Below are 19,808 nucleotides of genomic sequence, written 5' to 3'. Positions count from 1 at the left end.
GCAAAATGCAAAATGATGATGACACTTTGGAATCCCGGCTTGCCAGCCTGAAATCAGGTCTGGAAACGCACAAGGCTGCGGACAAAGCTGCAGAAATGGTTGATTCCGGCCCCAAGGCCGACAATCTCGGGCAGGCCATGAGTCTGGGCATGCGGGTGATGGCCGAATTCGTTTCCGGCGTCGCCGTAGGCGCGCTGCTGGGCTGGCAATTTGACAAGTGGTTTGGCACTTCGCCCTGGCTCCTGATCATCTTTCTCGGGCTTGGAACCATTGCCGGCTTCTGGAATGTCTATCGGATTGCGGCAAAACCGACGTCAGGCCCTATAAATCCAACGAATGACAAAAACGCCCATTGAAAAAAGCCGCGCAACAGGGTAAAGCGCGGCGTGAATTTTTTGTAAGGCACGATCTTTAACAAGGACAAGCACGTGAGCGCTGGAGCAGAACCCGCCATTGACCCGATCCATCAGTTCAATATTGATCGCCTCGTGCCTTTGCATATCGGCGGCGTCGATGCCTCCTTTACAAATGCGTCGCTGTTCATGGTCATCATTCTGGCCATCGCAACCGGACTGATGATCCTGGGAACGTCGCGCCGCGCCGTTGTTCCGGGCCGAATCCAGTCGCTTGCCGAAATGTCCTATGAATTTGTTGCCAGCACCATCCGCTCCACGGCGGGCGATTCAGGCATGCGTTTCTTTCCGCTGGTGTTCTCGATCTTCATGTTCGTGACGCTGTCCAACGTCATCGGCATCGTTCCCTTCACATTCACCGTCACCAGCCAGATCATCGTCACCTTCGCGCTGGCGGCCATGGTGATCCTTACCGTGATCATCTATGGCTTCATGAAGCACGGAACCCATTTCCTGCACCTGTTCGTGCCGTCGGGCGTGCCGGTTGTGCTGATGCCCTTCATCGTGCTGATTGAGGTCATTTCCTTCCTTTCGCGTCCGATTTCATTGTCGGTTCGTCTTTTCGCCAACATGCTGGCGGGCCATATCACGCTGAAGGTTTTCGGTGGTTTCATCACCATGATGATCGGTGCGGGCGCCATCGGTGTTATTGCCTCGGTTTTGCCCATGGCCGCCATCGTGGCCCTGACCGGCTTCGAACTTCTGGTGGCCTTCCTGCAGGCCTATGTTTTCACCATCCTCACTTGCGTTTACCTGAATGACGCAATTCACCCGGGTCACTAATAAACAGCCAACAACAGATAGTCGGCCCAAATCATAAAACGGAGAGTATAAAATGGATCCTGTTGCAGCAAAATACATCGGCGCTGGCCTTGCCGCTATTGGCATGGGCGCAGCCGCAGTCGGCGTGGGCACGATTTTCGGCAACTTTCTGTCGGGCGCCCTGCGTAATCCGTCGGCAGCCGATGGACAGTTCGGCCGCGCCTTCATCGGTGCCGCACTGGCCGAAGGTCTTGGCATTTTCGCCTTTCTGGTGGCGATCATCCTGCTCTTCGTTAAGTAAGGTTTTCGCGGCGCAGTTCATTCTGCGCCGCATTTTCCGCACGCAGAAGTAGCCAGACTCCGTGTCTGGTATTTTAAATTGAACAATGTGGATTTCGCATGGCGAACACGGCTGAAACAACCGAATTGCAGACAGGCACAGTGGCCGAAGGCGGCGCGCACCAGGGCGGTGCATTTCCGCCGTTTGACTCTGCGAATTTCGCTCCGCAACTGGTTTGGCTGGTTATCGTATTTGTCGCCCTGTACCTGCTGATGTCGCGCATCGCGCTCCCGCGGGTTGGTGAAATCCTTGAAAACCGCCGCCAGCGCATCGCCAAGGATGTGCAGGATGCCGACGCTATGCAGCGTCAGGCCGTCGAGGCCGGCGAAGCCTATAAGAAATCCCTCGCCGATGCGAAATCCAAGGCTCAGGCCATGGGACAGGCACAGCGCGAGAAGCTTGCGGCTGAATCGGAAGTCAAGCGCAAGGCTTTGGAAGCCTCGCTGAACGCCAAGTTGTCGGACGCTGAGGCCAACATCACCGCGACCAAGACCAAGGCCATGGAAAATGTCAATTCCATTGCTCAGGAAGCCGCCTCGGCCATTGTCCAGCAACTTCTGGGACGCGCTCCGGCCGCTGATGCTGTCGCTTCTGCCCTTGCAACCCTGAAAAACTAAAGCCGGGTGATATTCATGGAATTCCTAAACGCCGAAACATTTGTCGCCGTTGGCTTTGTGTTGTTTCTGCTGCTGCTGGGCTATCTTGGCGTGCACAAGACATTGAGCTCCGCAATCGACAGCCGCGCCAAGCGTATTACGGACGAGCTGGGCGAGGCCTTGCGCCTGCGCACCGAAGCCGAATCCATTCTGGCCGATTTCAAGAAAAAGGCACAGGAAGCCGAAGCTGAAGCAGCGTCAATCGTGGCTCACGCCAAGGCCGAAGCGGAAATGCTGTCGAAAGAGGCCGAAGCCCGCGTTGCAGAATTTGTCAAGCGCCGTACGCTGCAGGCCGAACAGAAGATTGCTCAGGCTGAGGCTCAGGCCCAGGCAGAAGTGAAGGCCGCTGCCGCAGATGCTGCCGTTCGTGCTGCCGAGATCGTGCTCCGGGCCGAGGCGACCGGCGAGACGGCTGAAAAGTTTGTCCTGAGCGGAATTGAAGACATCAAGTCCCGCCTGAACTCCTGATTGTCTGCTTCAGCGCCAATAAAAAAGCACCCTTCCGGGTGCTTTTTTGTTTTTGCGGCTGCGCTCACTTGCGATGTTTCTTTTTCTTCGGCGCTGCAACGTGCCCTGCCGTATCGAAGCCAACGAGGATCGTGTAATCCTGATCAGCCTGCTCCCGCAGGAAGGGCACCGTGAGGGGTTCGCTCACAACAGAATATTCCGCAGAGCCTTCCGCGACAGAAGCTATAGTCGCCCGCACTTCATAAGCTTTGCTGACGATCGCCTTACCGGTGTTGTCGTCGCGGATAGCGATACGCACCGGCACCGAATAAGTGCCGGGCGAACCGGCAGGGCCGAGCAGCGCCCGGCCGGAGACGCCGACCTTGATGAGGATATTCTTGCCCTCAACCTTACATTCGCGTGCGGTCTCGCCAATATCGAACTGGTAGCGGACATTTTCATTGGTATTGCCGCCGGCATAGAAGCGCGCAGCGGCGGTTCCGTCCTGCACCTCAATAACCGGACAATCGACTTTTGTCGCTTCCGCAACAGTAACCACCGGTGGCGGGTTAGTGGTGTTGAACGACAGCAGATTGGCCATCTTGTCGCTCAGGGACTGCGAGCTGGACGGTCCGGAGCCCGATGTCGAGGCGCAGCCGGCCATTGTCAGCGCAAGTATGCCGAGACCGGCCAGTTTAACTGCGGATTTCCTGTTAGATTCACCCATTCTGAACTCCCCCTGCACGGCTCTGCGCCGGCGCATTTTCGTGAGCGGCGGATTTCTCGTCCGCACCGACATCACTTGATCTGATCAAAGCCATCCTTGAAACCGGCCAGCGTCAAAGGAATGCCGATTCCCTCTTCCGGCGTCTGGAAGATAATGAAAGTCGCACTCTTTCCGTTCTTTAACTGATCGATGAGTTTGTCGTCCATGACCACTTCGGCAACGCAGCCTGTGGGCATACACCGCACGAAGCCCGTGCTGCCGACATCAACCGAATCGATACGCAGGCCGATCCCCTTGGGAATCAGCACGCCCAGCGGCGCGATGATGCGCATCAGGCGGTTTTTGCCATCCGCGGTCTTGAACGCAATCACAACGAGATTGATATTCGGGCGATCTTCAGCCGCAACCGACTGCACCAATGCGCATGTCTCCTTGGAAGCGCCCGGCGGCGTTTCGCAGCGCATTTCCCAATCAGCAAATTTCTGCTTGACGACGCCTTGTGCAAAAGCCGGCTGCGCAATACTTGCAAGAACGAGCACACCCAGACCAAGACCGAAGTTTTTCAACATTTTTCTGCTCATCAGCCTCTTCTTTTCCGCAGGGGATCTCCGCCTGCAGGCCCGCCTGATGCAGCCCTGCTTCGCAAAATTTATCTTTGGCGATTTTTCACGTCAAAAACAAGGCCAGCCGGTCGCGATATGCTGAATTAATTGACCGCGCGCTCCGGCTATGATGTTTCACCTTCGACGGGAAAAACGCCGGAATGCGAGACCTTCCGGGAACGGAATTTCAAGAAATTTCGCGTCGGCGACGGGCTTTTTGATCTGGCAGATGATTTCTGCGTCATTTGGACGCGAGACAGCAGTTGAACCGCATCCGAGTTGCCGCTAGATAGGAGAATGGTATAGAAGGACAAAGAAGCATTTTGATCTAGATCAAATGCTTGCCAGAATGAATTATCAGGGGCCGTTTGAATGACAATAGGATTGTTCGAAGTTGCATCTCGCAAATGGGCGGGGAAATGGGCCGGCGCAGCCGGCATTGCGGGCCTCATGGCTTCGGGCAAGGCTTGGGCCGCTGGTCTTGGAATGGCCGAACCGGGCCAGATCGGCCTGCAGGAGCCAGCAACCGAGGTGGCACGGGACATTCACAATTTTCATGACTATCTGCTGCTGCCCATTATAACGATCATTTCTCTGTTCGTGCTGGCGCTGCTGCTGATCGTCATTTTCCGTTTCAACGAAAAAGCCAATCCGGTCCCCTCGAAGACCACCCATCACACGGGCCTCGAAGTGGCCTGGACGATTATTCCCGTGATGATTCTGGTCATCATCGCCATTCCGTCCTTCAAGCTGCTGACCAAGGAAATCGTCGTTCCGAAGCCGGATATCACCATCAAGGTCACCGGCAAGCAATGGTACTGGTCCTATGAATATCCCAAGGACGAAGGCGGGTTCAGCTTCGACTCGCTGATTGTCGATCAGGCCCAGCTCAAGCCCGGCCAGCCGCGTCTGCTCACTGTGGATAATGAGGCCGTCGTTCCTGTGAACAAGATTGTGCGTCTGCAGATCACCGCTGCTGACGTGATCCATTCCTTCACCATCGGCTCGTTCGGCATCCGCATGGACGCTGTGCCGGGCCGCCTGAACGAAACGTGGTTCAAGGCTGAGCGCGAGGGCGTCTATCACGGCCAGTGCTCCAAGCTCTGCGGCAAGGATCATGCCTTCATGCCGATCACCGTGCGGGTGGTGTCTCAGGAGCAATATGCAGCATGGGTGGCCGATGCGAAGAAGAAATTCGCCGCCAATGGCCAGACCCCGCTCAACATAGCCGAATATGACGCGCTCAGCGCCCAGGTTCAAAATTAATCTCAAGGATTTCGAGGCATTTTCCATGGCAAGTTCACAAGCTCACGCACATGATGATCATGCGCATGCCCTGCCGACCGGATGGCGGCGCTACCTTTTCTCGACCAATCACAAGGATATCGGCACCCTCTACCTGATCTTCGCGATTTTCGCGGGGCTGATCGGCGGCGCCTTTTCCATTCTGATGCGCGCTGAACTGGAAAGCCCCGGCATTTCCGTGTTCAATCATCTGGCGGCCTTCATGACCGGCCTGTCGCCCGAACAGGCCACCGACGCTGCCAAGAACCTCTATAATGTCGTCATCACCGGCCACGGCGTGATCATGATCTTCTTCATGGTGATGCCTGCCCTGATCGGCGGCTTTGGCAACTGGTTCGTGCCGCTGATGATCGGCGCGCCGGACATGGCCTTCCCGCGCATGAACAATATCTCGTTCTGGCTGCTTCCGGCCTCGTTCACCCTGCTGCTGATCTCGATGTTCGTCGAAGGCGCGCCGGGCATGAACGGCTTTGGCGGCGGCTGGGTGATGTATCCGCCGCTCTCGTCGAATGTCGGACATCCCGGACCGGCAATGGATTTCGTCATCCTGTCGCTGCATATCGCCGGTATTTCGTCGATTCTGGGTGCCATCAACTTCATCACCACCATTTTCAACATGCGCGCGCCGGGCATGACCCTGCATCGCATGCCGCTGTTTGCCTGGTCCGTGCTTGTCACCGCCTTCCTGCTGGTGCTTTCGCTGCCCGTGCTCGCCGGTGCCCTGACCATGTTGCTCACCGACCGCAATTTCGGCACGACCTTCTTTGATCCGGCCGGCGGCGGCGACCCGATTCTCTACCAGCACCTGTTCTGGTTCTTCGGTCATCCGGAAGTGTATATTCTGATCCTGCCGGGCTTCGGCATCATCAGCCACATCATCTCCACCTTCTCGCGCAAGCCGGTGTTCGGCTATCTCGGCATGGCCTATGCCATGGTTGCCATCGGCGTTGTCGGCTTCCTCGTGTGGGCGCACCACATGTACACGGTCGGCCTGTCGCTCAACACGCAGCGCTACTTCGTGTTCGCCACGATGGTCATCGCGGTGCCGACGGGCGTGAAGATCTTCTCCTGGATCGCGACGATGTGGGGCGGTTCGATCAGCTTCCGCACGCCGATGATCTGGGCCGTTGGCTTCATTTTCCTGTTCACCGTTGGTGGCGTCACCGGCGTCGTGCTGGCCAATGCCGCGGCTGACCGCGCGCTGCACGAGACCTACTATGTCGTGGCGCATTTCCACTATGTGCTGTCGCTTGGGGCAGTGTTCTCGCTGTTTGCCGCCTGGTACTACTGGTTCCCGAAAATCACGGGCTATATGTACAACGAAAAGCTCGCCAACTGGCATTTCGTGCTGATGTTCGTCGGCGTGAACCTGACGTTCTTCCCGCAGCACTTCCTTGGTCTGGCTGGCATGCCGCGCCGCTATATCGACTATCCGGATGCCTATGCGCTCTGGAACTACTGGTCGTCGATCGGCTCCTATCTGGCTGGCGCAGGTGTGATCCTCTTCCTGATCACCATCGCCGAGGCTTTCGCCAAGAAGCGTGTTGCAGGCGATAATCCCTGGGGTGTCGGCGCCACCACGCTGGAATGGACGCTGCCCTCACCGCCGCCGTTCCACCAGTTTGAAACCCTGCCCCGGATCACCGGCGCAGATCACTAAGCTTCGGCACAGATAATGACCCCACCCCCGGCGGGGGTGGGGTATGGAATTTCAGATATCATGAGTATAGGGACCGATTTGCCAGACCACAGCCGAATTTCCATCGCGGGCCCGGCTGATTTCGTCGCCCTTCTCAAGCCCCGCGTCATGTCGCTGGTGATTTTCACCGCCCTGACCGGCATGGTCATAGCGCCGCATCGCCTGCACCCGTTGCTTGCCATTTTCGCGCTCATAGCCATTGCCGTCGGCGCGGGCGCGTCCGGCGCTTTCAATATGTGGTATGACGCCGATATCGACGCGCTGATGACGCGCACACAAAAACGGCCAATTCCTTCAGGCGCTGTCACATCAGAAGAAACGCTCGCCTTCGGGCTTGTTCTGAGCGGCTTCTCGGTGATGACCCTCGGCCTCGTCGCCAACTGGCTGTCGGCGGGATTGCTCGCCTTTACGATCTTTTTTTATGCCGTTGTCTATACAATGTGGCTCAAGCGCTCGACGCCGCAGAACATTGTCATCGGCGGCGCGGCCGGCGCATTGCCGCCTGTCATCGGCTATGCCGCCATGAGCGGAACGGTAACCTGGGACAGCCTGGTTCTTTTCCTGATTATTTTCATCTGGACTCCGCCGCATTTCTGGGCTCTGGCGCTGGTTAAATCAGCCGATTACGAGGCAGCCGCCATACCGATGATGCCCAACGTCAAGGGCCCGGACAGAACCCGTCTCGAAATTCTGATCTATTCGATTTTGCTGGCGCCGATCGGCCTTCTGCCCTGGTTCATGGGCTTTGGCGGCAAGCTCTATCTGGTAGTCGCCGGTCTCGGCGGTGTAGCCATGCTGGTCATGGCCTGGCGCGTCTATTCAGTCCGCACGGGTAAACAGGCAAACAAGACCGCCATGCAGCTTTTCGGCGGGTCGATCCTTTATCTTTTCCTTCTTTTCGCGGCGCTGCTTGTCGAGCGCTCGCTTGAATATATCGGCCCTCTGGCCAGCAGGATATGAATATGAACAATCCCCTTCCGCCCCGCATCACGCTCACGCCCGAACAGGTCAAGCAGCGCCGCGCCCGCAATATCGCCATCGGGCTGGCCGTCGCATTTTTGTGCATCGTCTTCTACACGATGACATTGATCCGGCTCGGACCGGCGGCGCTCTCGGGTGGCATGTAATGGCTTCGCGCTCGACAGTGACCGCAGCTGCCGTTGTCGCGGCTGTTGTTGCCATGGTCGGCCTGTCCTATGCCGCCGTGCCGCTCTACCGGGAATTCTGCCAGGCCACCGGATATGGCGGCGCGACGCAGGTCGCCAAAGCCGCGCCAAAGACGCTTGGAGAACGCATCATCAACGTGCGCTTTGACGCCAATGTCGCGCAGGGCCTCGACTGGACCTTCAAGCCTGAGGTTGATTCGATTGATCTCAAGGTCGGGAAGACCGCGACGGTCTTCTTCCATGTGCACAATCTGAGCGACCATGAAGTGCGCGCCAATGCCGTCTACAATGTCACGCCAGACGCGATGGGCGCCTATTTCGACAAGATCAGCTGCTTCTGTTTCAACGAACAGGTGCTGGCGCCGCATCAGGAAGCCGACCTGCCCGTGGTGTTCTTCCTTGACCCGGCGCTGGAGAAGGACGACCTCGCGCAAAGCGTTGACAGCGTCACCTTGTCCTACACATTTTATGCTTCAAAAACCCCGGCAAAGCCTCTAGCCTTGCAGGATACCCGCAAACAACCGAATTTATAATCCCGCCGTCTTGACCTCGCCGGTTAAAGAAGGCAAATGGCAAAAAACGTTCAACAGAGGGAAAGCTGCTATGGCGGAAGCCCATTCCAAACCGAATCATGATTACCACCTGGTCGATCCGAGCCCATGGCCGCTGGTCGCGTCCGTCAGTGCATTGTTTACCGCGATCGGCCTGATCATGTGGATGAAGGGGCTTCATGTTGGCGGCATGAAGATGGGTGCCTACGTGCTTGGTGCAGGTGTCATCGGCATTCTCTATGTGATGGTTGCCTGGTGGAGTGATGTCATCAACGAGGCCGAGCACGGCGGATTTCACACCCGCGTGGTGCAGATCAGCCATCGTTACGGCATGATTCTGTTCATTGCCTCGGAAGTCATGTTCTTCGTGGCGTGGTTCTGGGCCTTCTTTGACGCCAGCCTCTTTGCCGGCGAAGCGCATCAATATGCGCGTCTCGAGTTCACCGGCGGTCACTGGCCACCCAAAGGCATCGAAGTGCTGGACGCATGGCACCTGCCGCTGCTGAACACCCTGATCCTTCTGACCTCGGGCACCACGGTGACCTGGGCTCACCATGCCCTCATCCACAACGACCGCAAGGGTCTTGTGCAGGGCCTGCTGCTCACCGTCATTCTGGGGGCGTTGTTCACCTGCGTTCAGGCTTATGAATATGCTCACGCCCCGTTTGCCTTCAAGGGTTCGATCTACGGCGCGACATTCTTCATGGCCACCGGTTTTCACGGCGCCCATGTGCTGATCGGCACGATCTTCCTCATCGTCTGCCTGATCCGCGCCAATAATGGCCAGTTCACGCCGAAGCAGCATCTTGGTTTTGAATTTGCCGCCTGGTACTGGCATTTCGTGGACGTGGTCTGGCTGTTCCTGTTCTCCTGCATCTATGTCTGGGGTTCGTGGGGCGCTGCCGTCGAGGCTGCCGGCTGATACTGAGCCTCATCCATTGAAAAAGGGCGGCGACGAGTCGCCCTTTTTAATTTTGACAACCCGCAGAGGCGCCCCATGAACAACGACGAGTTTCCGCCGCTCTCTCCCTATGCCACCGGCCTGGCCGGACGCTGTCCGCGCTGCGGCGAGGGGCATATGTTCAAGGGATTTCTAGATATCCGCCCGTCCTGCGAGCGCTGCGGGCTTGATTTCGGTTTCGCCGATGCGGGCGACGGCCCGGCCATATTCGTCATGCTGATCGCCGGAGGCATCGTCCTCGGCCTTTCGCTCTGGATCGGCGCCATATTCGATCCGCCCTACTGGCTGCAGCTTCTCATCTGCCTGCCCTTGACGGCAGCGGTCTGTCTGGGTCTGCTGCGTCCGCTCAAGGGCATTCTGGTTTCGCTCCAGTTCCGTAACAAGGCGGAACAGGGCCGATTGGGCTGATGCGTCCGTCCGCGCCTGTCCGCCAGCGATCGACGCTGCGCCGCCTGCTCTGGCCCAGCCTCGCCAGCCTCGTTGCCATGGCGATTCTGCTCAATCTCGGTTTCTGGCAGATCCGCCGTCTGCACCAGAAGGAAGCGCTGCTGGCGCGTATCGATGCGCGTATCCACCAGACGGCAACGCCCGTGCCGCCTTCCGATTCGTGGGCCGCACTCAATCTCGATAAGCTGGAATATCTGCCTGTCACGGCGCACGGCCAATGGCTCAATGACAAGGAAGCCCTTGTTTTCGATCCTGCCGGAAAGGGCGACGGCGGCATGGCCACGAAGGGATTCTGGGTGCTCACGCCCCTGCGTCTTGATTCGGGCGCCATTGTCATCGTCAACCGTGGCTTCGTTCCGGAAGACAAGGGCCCGGCAGACACACGCCGGCAGGGTCAACTGAGCGGGCAGCAGCAGGTCTCCGGCCTGCTCCGCCTGCCACAGGCACGCAATATGTTCACGCCGCCCGATGATCCGGCCAAGGGGCAGTGGTTCACCAAGGACCCTGCCGCAATTGGCCGCTGGTTCCGACTGGAGAATGTCGCGCCGTTCATCATTGACGCGGACGCGACGCCCAATCCGGGCGGCTGGCCGCGCGGCGGCGCAACAACGCTGGATATTCCCAACCGCCATCTGGAATATGCTGTGACATGGTTCGGCCTCTCTCTGACTTTGCTCGGCGTTTATGCTTTTTTTGCGCGTGCTGTCTTGGCTCAGGGAAGACAAGATACTGGGCAAAATTCCTGAATGTGATAGGAAACAGCAAGAACAGGGGTGAAACGTGCACTATGTGTCGACGCGCGGTCAGGCGCCGGAACTGAATTTCGTGGAAGCATTGCTCGCGGGACTGGCGCGGGACGGCGGGCTTTATGTGCCGCGCAGCTATCCGGCGCTGAAGCCACATGAAATTGCCGCCTTCGCCGGTAAACCCTATGTCGATGTGGCGCGCGACGTGATCAGCCAGTTCACTGGCGGCAGCTTTGCGCCCGAGGCGCTGCACACCATGCTCAGGCAGGCTTACGCCGGCTTCCGCCATGCAGCGCTTACGCCGCTGGTGCAGATCGATTCCAATCTGTTCGTGCTGGAACTGTTTCACGGTCCGACGCTGGCCTTCAAGGACGTGGCCATGCAGCTGCTTGGCCGGATGATGGACAATGCGCTCAAGGCCCGGGGCCAGCGCGCCACCATCATCGGCGCTACCTCCGGCGATACGGGCGCTGCGGCTATCGAAGCGTTCCGCGGCCTTGAGCAGGTCGATGTCTTCATCATTTATCCGCATGGGCGCGTATCGGACGTGCAGCGCCGGCAGATGACCACCGTTGAAGGCGAAAATATACACACCATCGCGCTTGAAGGCACATTCGACGATGCGCAGGCCATTGTGAAAGGCCTGTTCAATCATCATGCCTTCCGCGACGAACTGGCGCTGTCGGGCGTCAATTCCATCAACTGGGCGCGTATTGTCGCCCAGACCGTCTATTATTTTACCAGCGCCGTGGCGCTCGGCAGCCCGCATCGCAAGGTTTCTTTCTCGGTGCCGACCGGCAATTTCGGCGATATTCTCGCCGGCTACATTGCCAAGCGCATGGGCCTGCCGGTTGATCGGCTGATGATCGCCACCAATGCCAACGATATTCTGGCGCGCACGCTTGAGGGCGGCTCCTATGAGGTGCTCGGCGTCAGGCCGACGCAATCGCCTTCGATGGACATTCAGGTTTCATCGAATTTCGAACGCCTGCTGTTCGAAGCCTATGACCGCGATTCGGCCAGCATCCGGCAGCTGATGGCACATCTGGCGCAGGCCGGGCAGTTTACCCTGAACGAAAAAGCGCTGGCGCGGGTGCGATCCGAATTTGACGCCGCCTGTATCGACGAGGCGGCCACCAGCGCTGAAATGCAGCACACATACCGCCAGAGCGGATATCTGCTGGATCCGCATACGGCCGTGGGTGTGGGTGCTGCCCGAAAGGGCCTTGGGCGTGATCCATCCACGCCGATGGTGGTTCTCGGCACGGCGCATCCGGCAAAGTTCCCCGAAGCTGTCAAGGCGGCAACGGGTGTTCACCCTGCCCTGCCCGCGCATCTTGCCGATCTGTTCGAGCGCCGCGAGCGCTTTACCATCCTCGCCAACGACCAGAAGCAGGTCGAAGCCTTCATTCGCCAGAAGAGCCGGATCGTGACGAAAGCCCATCCGATGACATCATGAGTCTCGGGCGCCTGCTTGGCCTGCGCCCGGACCCCTTACTCAGCGGCCCGCATATTTTCCTGCGCCCGCCCAAGACCTCGGACTACGGGCAATGGAGCAAGCTGCGCGCGGAAAGCCATGACTTTCTCCAGCCCTGGGAGCCGGTCTGGCCGGAAGACGATCTCACCCGCTCGGCTTTCCGGCTGCGTGTTTCGCTGAGCGACAGGGACAGGGCGCGGGCTGAGGCCTATACTTTCTTCATGTTCAGCCAGAGCGATGCGACGCTGCTGGGAGGACTGACACTCGGCTACCTGCGCTACGGCGCGGCCCAGACGGCGACGATTGGCTATTGGATGGGCGAGCGTTTCGCAGGGCAAGGCTATATGCGCCAGGGTGTGGAACTTGCACTCGATTATGCCTTTCTGCGTCTTGGCCTGCACCGCGTGGAAGCAGCCTGCCTGCCGCGAAACGACCGCTCCATTCATCTTTTGCGGCATGTCGGTTTTCAGGAGGAAGGGCTGGCGCGCGCCTTTCTTGAAATTAACGGCCGTTGGGAAGATCATCTGCTGTTTGCAATTCTCGCGACAGACTGGCGTTCTCACACAAAAGCCTGATTCCTGTGAGGATTAAACCTTCATTCCAAAAGGCAGATGGCAGAACGCTTGCCCTGACGGCGGCAAGACGCTACCAGTCGTTAACGACACAAATTATAACTGAGGCCGATGGCGGGTTTAAAAAAATATATCTGGCTGATCGCTGCGGCATGGCTTGTCCTCATCGGAGCCGCCGGGCCCGCGGCGGCATTGGAATCCGTGCGCGTGTCGCCGGACGTGAATGCCGTCGATCTGACGCCGATCGTCGAGCGCAACAGCCAGCAGGGCGATTCAATTCAGATTTCCACCGCGCCCGGCGCTGATGGCATCGTGCGCCGCATCGAGGTTCAGGCCAAGGAAAAGGGCGCGCATCCCAACTGGATGGTTTTCGCCCTCACCAATGACACCGACGAGCAGATCGACCGCCTGATCGTCGCCCCGCATTTCCGTCTGGTCAATTCCGGTGTTATCTGGCCGGATCTTGGCGCCACCCGCATTTCCGCCATCACGGCGAGCCAGGGCTTCGCACCGGAACGGCAGGACAGCCCGGACGCCGACGTCTTCATGCTCACCATCGATCCTGGCACCACAGTCACTTACGTAGCCGAACTGCGGACACCCAACCTGCCGCAGGTCTATATGTGGGATCCGGATGCCTATAAGGACAAAATCACCAGCCTGACGCTCTATCATGGCATCATCATCGGCATAGCCGGGTTGCTTGCCTTGTTCCTGACCATTGTCTTCGTGGTCAAGGGCGCCGTGATTTTCCCTTCGGCAGCGGCGCTGGCATGGGCGGTGCTGGCCTATGTCTGCATTGATTTCGGCTTCTGGCATAAGATTTTTGGCATTTCCGACGAAGCCGACCGAATATGGCGCGCCGCAACCGAAGCCACGCTCGCGGCGACCTTGCTGATCTTTCTTTTCGCCTATCTCAATCTCAACCGATGGCATGTCCGCCTTTCGCAGATCGCCATAGCCTGGCTGGTTCTGCTGGCCGGCCTGATCGCCACCGCTGTTTATGACGCGCCGGTGGCGGCCGGTATCGCGCGGCTTTCGCTGGCCACCATTTCGGCGGTCGGCTTCCTGCTCGTCATCTATCTGGCCACGCACCGCTATGAGCGCGCCATCATGCTGATTCCGGCATGGTTCCTGCTGTTGCTGTGGACAACGGCGGCAGGTTTTGCGGTCACCGGCACGCTGACGAACGACATCGTATCGCCTGCCCTCATCGGCGGACTTGTGCTGATCGTCATGCTGATCGGCTTCACCGTGATGCAGAATGCCTTTGCAGGCGGCGCGCTGGCGCTGGGCTCCGTCTCCGATCAGGAGCGCAAGGCGCTCGCGCTGACAGGCTCCGGCGATATCGTCTTTGACTGGAACGTGCCCGCCGACCGCACTTTCGTTTCGCCGGAAGTGGAAATTCAGCTTGGCCTCAAGCGCGGCTCGCTGGAAGGACCAGCTTCCAACTGGTTCGAGCTGATGCACCCGCTTGACCGCGACCGCTATCAGGCAGCGCTCGACATGATTCTCGAGCAAAGATGCGGCCGGGTGATGCAGACCTTCCGTCTGCGCGCCGCGGACGGGCGTTATACATGGTACGAGCTCAAGGCAAGGCCGGTGGTGGGCGCAGACGGCGAGGTTCTGCGGCTAATCGGCACGATGACGGATATCTCCGTCACCAAGACCTCCGAGGAGCGCCTGCTGCAGGATGCCGTGCATGACAACCTGACCGGCCTGCCGAACCGCGAATTGTTTCTTGATCGCCTCGAGGCGGCCGTCAATCAGGCCCAGCGCGAGAAAAGCCTGCGCCCGACCGTCATCACCATCGACATTGATCGCTTCAAGCAGGTGAACGACGCCATTGGTCTGGCCATGGGCGATGCGATCCTGCTCACGCTCTCGCGCCGCCTTGGCCGCCTGATGAAGCCGCAGGATACGCTGGCGCGTATTTCCGGCGACCAGTTTTCCGCCATCATCCTTTCCGAGCAGAATACCGGCCAGATCACCAATCTGGCCGATACGATGCGTAAGGCCATCAATACGCCGATCACCCTCGCCGAGCGGGAAGTCTCTCTGACCGGCTCCGTCGGGCTGGCGCTTTTCGATGCGCAATTGCATCTCAAGAAGGACGACATGCTCAAGGACGCCGAAATGGCGACGGCCCATGCCAAGCGCGCGGGCGGCAACCGTGTCGAGGTATTCACGCCGGACATGCGCTCGCAGCGTTCCGACCGCATGTCTCTGGAAGCCGATCTGCGCCGGGCGCTGGAACGCGGCGAACTCAAGGTGTTCTTTCAGCCGATCGTCAAGCTGGAGGATCGGACCGTGGCCGGCTTCGAGGCTCTGCTGCGCTGGGATCATCCGCGCCTTGGCCGCCTGAATCCGGCCGAGTTCATTCCGCTGGCGGAGGAAACCGGCCTTATCATAGAACTTGGCCAGTTCGCACTGGAGCGGACCGCCCGTGAGCTTGCGGCATGGCAGCAGGCGCTCGACGTGGAGCCGCCGATTTTTGCCAGCGTCAACATTTCGTCGCGCCAGTTGCTGCGCCACGATCTGCTGCTTGATGTCAAAACCGCCCTCACGCGCTCGCAGGTCAAGCGCGGCAGCCTGAAACTGGAACTGACCGAAAGTCTGGTGATGGAAAATCCCGAATATGCGACCCAGATCCTGAGCCGTATCCGGGAGCTTGGCGCCGGATTGTCGCTGGATGATTTCGGCACCGGCTATTCGTCTCTGGCCTATCTCCAGAGGTTCTCTTTTGATACAGTCAAGATCGACCGTTCTTTCGTCAAACATGATGCCAATGGCCAGCGGCCCGTGTTGCTGCGCTCCATCATCCGTCTGGTGCATGATCTTGGCATAGAAGTTGTGACGGAAGGCGTCGAGACGGAATCCGATGCTGTGGAACTGACCCAGCTCGGCAGCGAATTTGCGCAAGGCTTTGCCTTTGGCCAGCCGATGAGCACCGCAGAAACCCGCAAGTTCCTCGGTGCCGCGCCCGATCAAGGATAATCATGAGCAAACCCGCCCTGAAAATTCTGCTCTGCGCGCCGCGCGGCTTTTGTGCCGGCGTCGTACGCGCCATTGATGCCGTTGAGAACGCACTGAAAATCTATGGTCCGCCGGTTTATGTGCGCCATGAGATCGTTCACAATAAATATGTCGTCGAGGGCCTGCGGGCCAAGGGCGCGATATTCATCGACCGCCTGTCCGAAATTCCCGATACAAAAGCGCCCGTGATCTTCTCCGCGCATGGCGTGCCCAAATCCGTACCGGAAGCCGCCAAGGCGCGGAATTTTTTCGCCATCGACGCCACCTGTCCGCTGGTGACCAAAGTCCATCGCGAGGCGGAGGTGCATCACCGGCGCGGACGCATAGTTGTGCTTATCGGCCATCGCGGCCATCCGGAGGTGGTGGGCACCATGGGGCAATTGCCCGAAGGCGCTGTCATTCTGATCGAAACTGTCGCCGATGTCGCCAGATTGCCGGACAATCTCGCGGACAAGATTGCCTATGTCACGCAGACCACGCTCTCGGTTGACGATACGCGCGGGATCGTTGAGGCGCTGGTGGCGCGCTTTCCGAATGTGGTCGGCCCGCATAAGGAAGACATCTGCTATGCCACCACCAACCGGCAGGAAGCCGTTAAGCGTGTTGCGCCCGTTGTTGACGCGCTGATTGTCGTCGGCTCCCCGAATTCGTCGAATTCTCAGCGCCTTAAGGAAGTCGCCGAGCGGGCCGGATGCCCGCTAGCGCGGCTGGTCCTGCGCGCTGAGGATATCGACTGGGCCATGTTCTCCTCAATATCCTCGCTCGCAATCACAGCTGGCGCGTCAGCACCGGAAATTCTGGTGGAGGAAATCATTGACGCCTTTTCAGAGCGGTTCACTGTGAACGTGGAAACAGTCTCCACGGCCAGCGAGAATGTTTTCTTCCCGCTGCCGCGCGAATTGCGGCTCGCTGACTGAACCACCCGGCCGGACTAGCTTTGCACAATCAGGATCACGCCGAAACTGATCAGCGCCATGCCGACTATTTCACGGGTGGACACATGCTGCCGGAAATAGCTCTTGGTCAGTGCGAGGGCAAATAACATCTCGATCAAGGCCAGCGTGCGCACGCTGGCGGCTGTCGCCAGTGAAAAGGCCAGAAACCAGAATTCGGATGCCATGGCGCCGACGGCGCCCGCCAGTACCGAGCCGCGCCAATGCCGGGCCATGGCGGCGAAGGCACCCCTGTCGCGCCACAGCAGATAAGGCACGACAACCAGACATTGCAGGAACAGGGCCACGACCAATGTCGCTGCCGCCGCAACCAGAAAACCGGAACCGCTGGTCGCGCGGATGCCTTCGCGAAAGCCGATTGCCGAAAGGCCGAAAAAACCGCCGGACAACAGGCCGAGGACGATGGCGCGCGGCGCCGGCCGCTCCCGCGTTTTGGGCCAGGAGAGCACCAGCACGCCGAAAGTTGCCACCGCTATGGCCAGCCAGACGATCAGCTTGAGATGCTCCTGCAGGATCAGCAGGCTCAGCAGCGCGATCTGCACGGCCTCGGTCTTGATGAGGGCGGTGGCCACCATGAAGCTCTTCTCGCGCATGGCGGCCAGCATCATCGCGGTGCCGACAATCTGCGCCAGACCGCCGGCAAAAGTCCAGGCCAGCGACATGATTCCGACATGTGGCAGTGGCTCATGCGTCACCAGCACCGCGACAACCAGAAACAGCGCTGCAAACGGCAGGCCGAACAAAAACCGTACCTGCGTGGCGCCGCCTGTGCCGATGTGGCCGATCAGCTGGCGCTGGGCTGCATTGCGTATGACCTGCCCGACAGAACCGAACAGCGTGAAGATAATCCAGAACCAGACAGGAACGCCCATTTCATCTCTTTTTTCAGGTTTGACATCACCATAGATCGCCCGATAAACGAAGTCATCACAAAGGCGCGGCGAGAAGTATCCATGGCAGTCTATACGGAAGTTACCGATGAAGGTTTGCAGAACTTCCTTGGCCGCTATGATCTGGGCGCGCTGCTGTCCTGCAAGGGCATTGCCGAAGGTGTCGAGAATTCCAATTTTCTGCTCGCGACGGAAAAAGGACATTTCATTCTCACCCTTTACGAAAAACGCACCAACGCCGCCGATCTGCCGTTTTTCATCGCATTAATGCAGCATCTTGCGGCAAGAGGGCTCAACTGCCCGCAACCGGTGCCGGACCGTACCGGCGCAGCGCTCGGCATGCTGAGCGGACGGCCCGCCTGCATCGTCACCTTTCTCGACGGCGTGTGGATTCGCCAGCCGCAGGCCTTTCACTGTGAGGAAGTTGGCACGGCTCTGGCCCGCCTGCATCTCGCGGGCGCAGATTTCGCCATGCAGCGCGTCAACGCTCTTTCCGTTTCGGGCTGGGCGCCGCTTGCCCACATGGCTGGCGCGCGCGCCAACGAGGTTGCGGACGGGCTGGAAGGCTTCATCGCCAAAGAGCTGGAATTCTTACAGAAAAACTGGCCGTCGGATCTCCCCCGAGGCGTGATCCATGCCGATCTGTTCCCTGACAACGTGTTTTTTCTTGGCAAAAAGCTATCCGGGCTGATCGATTTCTATTTCGCATGTACGGATTTTCTGGCTTACGACCTTGCCATATGCCTCAATGCCTGGTGCTTCGAGACTGATGGCTCCTATAATCTCACCAAGGGACAAGCCATGCTCACCGCCTATGCGCGCGAACGGACGCTGAATTCGTCCGAAATAGCCGCGCTGCCGGTTCTGGCGCGCGGATCGGCGCTGCGGTTCATGCTGACGCGTCTTGTCGACTGGCTGAACGTGCCGCCCGGCGCGCTGGTCAGGCCCAAAGACCCGCTCGAATATTACCGCAAGCTGCGTTTTCATCAGGCTATTGAAAATGCCCGCGAATATGGGCTGGCCCTGTGAGCGCTCTATCTGTTGTCATTTATACGGATGGCGGCTGCAAGGGCAATCCCGGTCCCGGCGGATGGGGTGCCATTCTGTCTTTCGGCGATGCGCGCAAGGAGCTTTCCGGCGCCGAATCCATGACCACCAACAACCGCATGGAACTCACTGCCGCCATCGAGGCGCTCGAAGCACTCAAGCGCCCCTGCACTGTCGAATTGCACACCGATTCGCAATATGTGCGCAATGGCATCACACAATGGATCAAGGGCTGGAAGGCGCGCGGCTGGAAAACCGCCAGCAAGGACGACGTCAAGAATGTCGACCTGTGGATGAGGCTCGATGCCGCCGCACAACGTCATGAAATCCGCTGGAACTGGGTCAAGGGCCATGCGGGCGACCCGCTCAACGAACGGGCGGACGAACTGGCAAATGAGGCGATCCGGCGGCTTCTCGCCTGACAAGCGGCGCACCGGAGAAGCTTTCCCGCGCCCCATCCTTCGACAAGCTCAGGATGGGGGAAGGCTTTCGCTCGCTGCAATCCGGATAGCAATATTCAGATCTGCTTGAGCATGGTCTCGGCGCCGGAAACATCGGCCTTGCCGGGCATATCCTCGATATTGAGGCTTTTTACGACACCATCCTCGACCAGCATGGAATAGCGCTTCGAGCGCAGCCCCATCCCGCCTGCGCTGGCATCGAAGGTCAGACCCACAGCCTTGGCGAAATCGCCATTGCCGTCGGCGAGGAACAGCACCTTGTCCGCGGCCTCTGTGACGCGCGCCCAGGCTGCCATCACATGCACATCGTTGACTGCAGTCACGGCGATGGTGTCAATGCCTTTGGCCTTGAACGCTGCTGCCTTGTCGAGATAGCCAGGCAGATGGTTCTTGTGGCAGGTGGGCGTGAACGCACCTGGCACGGCAAAAAGCACAACGCGTTTGCCCTTAAAAATTTCGTCGACGCTCATGTTGACCGGGCCGTCGGCACCCGGCACGCGGAACGTCGCCGGCGGCAAGGATTGGCCTGCTTCTATTGTCATGGAACCCC

General features: G+C 59.0%; 23 protein-coding genes. 19 read left to right on the top strand and 4 right to left on the bottom strand.

Annotation, left to right across the window (positions count from 1 at the left end):
- Positions 1–5 precede the first annotated feature (5 nt).
- From AC0N03_RS01830 to AC0N03_RS01810, 5 genes are all read left to right on the top strand, one after another.
- Complete coding sequence (locus AC0N03_RS01830) at positions 6–356, top strand: AtpZ/AtpI family protein (RefSeq protein WP_474286707.1); 351 nt, start codon at positions 6–8, stop codon at positions 354–356.
- 72 nt (positions 357–428) lie between these two features.
- Positions 429–1,196, top strand: coding sequence for a F0F1 ATP synthase subunit A (locus AC0N03_RS01825; RefSeq protein ID WP_474286706.1), 768 nt, complete (start codon positions 429–431; stop codon positions 1,194–1,196).
- A 52-nt stretch (positions 1,197–1,248) separates the two neighbouring features.
- Positions 1,249–1,476 (top strand): F0F1 ATP synthase subunit C, encoded by a 228-nt coding sequence (locus AC0N03_RS01820; RefSeq protein WP_474286705.1) that lies wholly within the window; start codon positions 1,249–1,251, stop codon positions 1,474–1,476.
- 98 nt (positions 1,477–1,574) lie between these two features.
- Positions 1,575–2,132, top strand: coding sequence for a F0F1 ATP synthase subunit B (locus AC0N03_RS01815; protein WP_474286704.1), 558 nt, complete (start codon positions 1,575–1,577; stop codon positions 2,130–2,132).
- Positions 2,133–2,147: 15 nt separating this feature from the next.
- Entirely contained in the window at positions 2,148–2,639 is a 492-nt protein-coding gene (locus AC0N03_RS01810) for a F0F1 ATP synthase subunit B family protein (RefSeq protein WP_474286703.1), read from the top strand.
- Between the two features lie 64 nt (positions 2,640–2,703).
- Here AC0N03_RS01810 and AC0N03_RS01805 read toward each other — a convergent pair whose 3' ends face one another.
- Both AC0N03_RS01805 and AC0N03_RS01800 read right to left on the bottom strand, forming a co-directional pair.
- Complete coding sequence (locus tag AC0N03_RS01805; RefSeq protein WP_474286702.1) at positions 2,704–3,345, bottom strand: hypothetical protein; 642 nt, start codon at positions 3,343–3,345, stop codon at positions 2,704–2,706.
- Between the two features lie 71 nt (positions 3,346–3,416).
- On the bottom strand, positions 3,417–3,914 hold the full coding sequence (locus tag AC0N03_RS01800) for an invasion associated locus B family protein (protein ID WP_474287207.1): 498 nt from the start codon (positions 3,912–3,914) through the stop codon (positions 3,417–3,419).
- A gap of 405 nt (positions 3,915–4,319) precedes the next feature.
- On the opposite strand from AC0N03_RS01800, the gene coxB reads away from it, so the two are divergent.
- The 12 genes from coxB (at position 4,320) to ispH (ending at position 16,824) form a co-directional block, all read left to right on the top strand.
- Positions 4,320–5,213, top strand: a complete 894-nt coding sequence (gene coxB / locus AC0N03_RS01795; RefSeq protein ID WP_474286701.1) for a cytochrome c oxidase subunit II — start codon at positions 4,320–4,322, stop codon at positions 5,211–5,213.
- 25 nt (positions 5,214–5,238) lie between these two features.
- Positions 5,239–6,912, top strand: coding sequence for a cytochrome c oxidase subunit I (gene ctaD / locus AC0N03_RS01790; protein ID WP_474286700.1), 1,674 nt, complete (start codon positions 5,239–5,241; stop codon positions 6,910–6,912).
- A 60-nt stretch (positions 6,913–6,972) separates the two neighbouring features.
- Positions 6,973–7,911 (top strand): heme o synthase, encoded by a 939-nt coding sequence (locus AC0N03_RS01785; RefSeq protein ID WP_474286699.1) that lies wholly within the window; start codon positions 6,973–6,975, stop codon positions 7,909–7,911.
- A gap of 2 nt (positions 7,912–7,913) precedes the next feature.
- Positions 7,914–8,078 (top strand): hypothetical protein, encoded by a 165-nt coding sequence (locus AC0N03_RS01780; protein WP_474286698.1) that lies wholly within the window; start codon positions 7,914–7,916, stop codon positions 8,076–8,078.
- Positions 8,078–8,650: a cytochrome c oxidase assembly protein gene (locus tag AC0N03_RS01775; RefSeq protein ID WP_474286697.1), complete on the top strand. Its 573-nt coding sequence runs from the start codon at positions 8,078–8,080 to the stop codon at positions 8,648–8,650. Before AC0N03_RS01780 ends, AC0N03_RS01775 begins: the two co-directional genes overlap by 1 nt.
- A 70-nt stretch (positions 8,651–8,720) precedes the next feature.
- On the top strand, positions 8,721–9,590 hold the full coding sequence (locus tag AC0N03_RS01770; protein WP_474286696.1) for a cytochrome c oxidase subunit 3: 870 nt from the start codon (positions 8,721–8,723) through the stop codon (positions 9,588–9,590).
- A gap of 75 nt (positions 9,591–9,665) precedes the next feature.
- Positions 9,666–10,037 (top strand): DUF983 domain-containing protein, encoded by a 372-nt coding sequence (locus AC0N03_RS01765; RefSeq protein ID WP_474286694.1) that lies wholly within the window; start codon positions 9,666–9,668, stop codon positions 10,035–10,037.
- Positions 10,037–10,822, top strand: coding sequence for an SURF1 family protein (locus tag AC0N03_RS01760; RefSeq protein ID WP_474286692.1), 786 nt, complete (start codon positions 10,037–10,039; stop codon positions 10,820–10,822). The genes AC0N03_RS01765 and AC0N03_RS01760 overlap by 1 nt, the downstream gene beginning before the upstream one ends.
- A gap of 34 nt (positions 10,823–10,856) precedes the next feature.
- The gene (gene thrC, locus AC0N03_RS01755) at positions 10,857–12,281 is read left to right on the top strand and encodes a threonine synthase (protein WP_474286690.1); all 1,425 of its coding nucleotides are present in this window, start codon (positions 10,857–10,859) and stop codon (positions 12,279–12,281) included.
- Positions 12,278–12,874 carry a GNAT family N-acetyltransferase gene (locus tag AC0N03_RS01750; protein WP_474286688.1) on the top strand — a complete coding sequence of 199 codons (597 nt, stop codon included), beginning with the start codon at positions 12,278–12,280 and terminating at the stop codon, positions 12,872–12,874. Before thrC ends, AC0N03_RS01750 begins: the two co-directional genes overlap by 4 nt.
- 108 nt (positions 12,875–12,982) lie before the next feature.
- Positions 12,983–15,868, top strand: coding sequence for an EAL domain-containing protein (locus AC0N03_RS01745; protein ID WP_474286686.1), 2,886 nt, complete (start codon positions 12,983–12,985; stop codon positions 15,866–15,868).
- Entirely contained in the window at positions 15,868–16,824 is a 957-nt protein-coding gene (gene ispH / locus AC0N03_RS01740; RefSeq protein ID WP_474287206.1) for a 4-hydroxy-3-methylbut-2-enyl diphosphate reductase, read from the top strand. The genes AC0N03_RS01745 and ispH overlap by 1 nt, the downstream gene beginning before the upstream one ends.
- 14 nt (positions 16,825–16,838) lie before the next feature.
- Here ispH and AC0N03_RS01735 read toward each other — a convergent pair whose 3' ends face one another.
- Positions 16,839–17,732, bottom strand: coding sequence for an EamA/RhaT family transporter (locus AC0N03_RS01735; protein ID WP_474286684.1), 894 nt, complete (start codon positions 17,730–17,732; stop codon positions 16,839–16,841).
- An 81-nt stretch (positions 17,733–17,813) separates the two neighbouring features.
- Between AC0N03_RS01735 and AC0N03_RS01730 the strand changes: the two genes are divergently transcribed.
- Positions 17,814–18,779 (top strand): homoserine kinase, encoded by a 966-nt coding sequence (locus AC0N03_RS01730; RefSeq protein WP_474286682.1) that lies wholly within the window; start codon positions 17,814–17,816, stop codon positions 18,777–18,779.
- A complete protein-coding gene (gene rnhA, locus AC0N03_RS01725) occupies positions 18,776–19,219 on the top strand; it encodes a ribonuclease HI (RefSeq protein ID WP_474286681.1) in 444 nt (147 codons plus the stop codon). Before AC0N03_RS01730 ends, rnhA begins: the two co-directional genes overlap by 4 nt.
- A gap of 95 nt (positions 19,220–19,314) precedes the next feature.
- Here the strand turns inward: rnhA and AC0N03_RS01720 are convergent, their stop codons facing one another.
- On the bottom strand, positions 19,315–19,800 hold the full coding sequence (locus AC0N03_RS01720; RefSeq protein WP_474286680.1) for a redoxin family protein: 486 nt from the start codon (positions 19,798–19,800) through the stop codon (positions 19,315–19,317).
- Positions 19,801–19,808 lie beyond the last annotated feature (8 nt).

This window comes from Methylocystis sp. sgz306128 (assembly GCF_056032725.1).
This window is presented reverse-complemented; position numbering and strand designations above follow the sequence as displayed.

What these genes read in the sequence shown, in the direction of transcription:
- AC0N03_RS01745 (WP_474286686.1), top strand. Translation starts at nt 12,983, where the DNA reads ATGGCGGGTTTAAAAAAATATATCTGGCTGATCGCTGCGGCATGGCTT.
- AC0N03_RS01785 (WP_474286699.1), top strand. Translation starts at nt 6,973, where the DNA reads ATGAGTATAGGGACCGATTTGCCAGACCACAGCCGAATTTCCATCGCG.
- AC0N03_RS01720 (WP_474286680.1), bottom strand. Translation starts at nt 19,800, where the DNA reads ATGACAATAGAAGCAGGCCAATCCTTGCCGCCGGCGACGTTCCGCGTG.
- AC0N03_RS01815 (WP_474286704.1), top strand. Translation starts at nt 1,575, where the DNA reads ATGGCGAACACGGCTGAAACAACCGAATTGCAGACAGGCACAGTGGCC.
- ctaD (WP_474286700.1), top strand. Translation starts at nt 5,239, where the DNA reads ATGGCAAGTTCACAAGCTCACGCACATGATGATCATGCGCATGCCCTG.
- AC0N03_RS01735 (WP_474286684.1), bottom strand. Translation starts at nt 17,732, where the DNA reads ATGGGCGTTCCTGTCTGGTTCTGGATTATCTTCACGCTGTTCGGTTCT.
- AC0N03_RS01820 (WP_474286705.1), top strand. Translation starts at nt 1,249, where the DNA reads ATGGATCCTGTTGCAGCAAAATACATCGGCGCTGGCCTTGCCGCTATT.
- AC0N03_RS01830 (WP_474286707.1), top strand. Translation starts at nt 6, where the DNA reads ATGCAAAATGATGATGACACTTTGGAATCCCGGCTTGCCAGCCTGAAA.
- AC0N03_RS01810 (WP_474286703.1), top strand. Translation starts at nt 2,148, where the DNA reads ATGGAATTCCTAAACGCCGAAACATTTGTCGCCGTTGGCTTTGTGTTG.
- AC0N03_RS01805 (WP_474286702.1), bottom strand. Translation starts at nt 3,345, where the DNA reads ATGGGTGAATCTAACAGGAAATCCGCAGTTAAACTGGCCGGTCTCGGC.
- AC0N03_RS01775 (WP_474286697.1), top strand. Translation starts at nt 8,078, where the DNA reads ATGGCTTCGCGCTCGACAGTGACCGCAGCTGCCGTTGTCGCGGCTGTT.
- AC0N03_RS01765 (WP_474286694.1), top strand. Translation starts at nt 9,666, where the DNA reads ATGAACAACGACGAGTTTCCGCCGCTCTCTCCCTATGCCACCGGCCTG.
- AC0N03_RS01770 (WP_474286696.1), top strand. Translation starts at nt 8,721, where the DNA reads ATGGCGGAAGCCCATTCCAAACCGAATCATGATTACCACCTGGTCGAT.
- AC0N03_RS01730 (WP_474286682.1), top strand. Translation starts at nt 17,814, where the DNA reads ATGGCAGTCTATACGGAAGTTACCGATGAAGGTTTGCAGAACTTCCTT.
- AC0N03_RS01780 (WP_474286698.1), top strand. Translation starts at nt 7,914, where the DNA reads ATGAACAATCCCCTTCCGCCCCGCATCACGCTCACGCCCGAACAGGTC.
- AC0N03_RS01800 (WP_474287207.1), bottom strand. Translation starts at nt 3,914, where the DNA reads ATGTTGAAAAACTTCGGTCTTGGTCTGGGTGTGCTCGTTCTTGCAAGT.
- AC0N03_RS01750 (WP_474286688.1), top strand. Translation starts at nt 12,278, where the DNA reads ATGAGTCTCGGGCGCCTGCTTGGCCTGCGCCCGGACCCCTTACTCAGC.
- AC0N03_RS01760 (WP_474286692.1), top strand. Translation starts at nt 10,037, where the DNA reads ATGCGTCCGTCCGCGCCTGTCCGCCAGCGATCGACGCTGCGCCGCCTG.
- coxB (WP_474286701.1), top strand. Translation starts at nt 4,320, where the DNA reads ATGACAATAGGATTGTTCGAAGTTGCATCTCGCAAATGGGCGGGGAAA.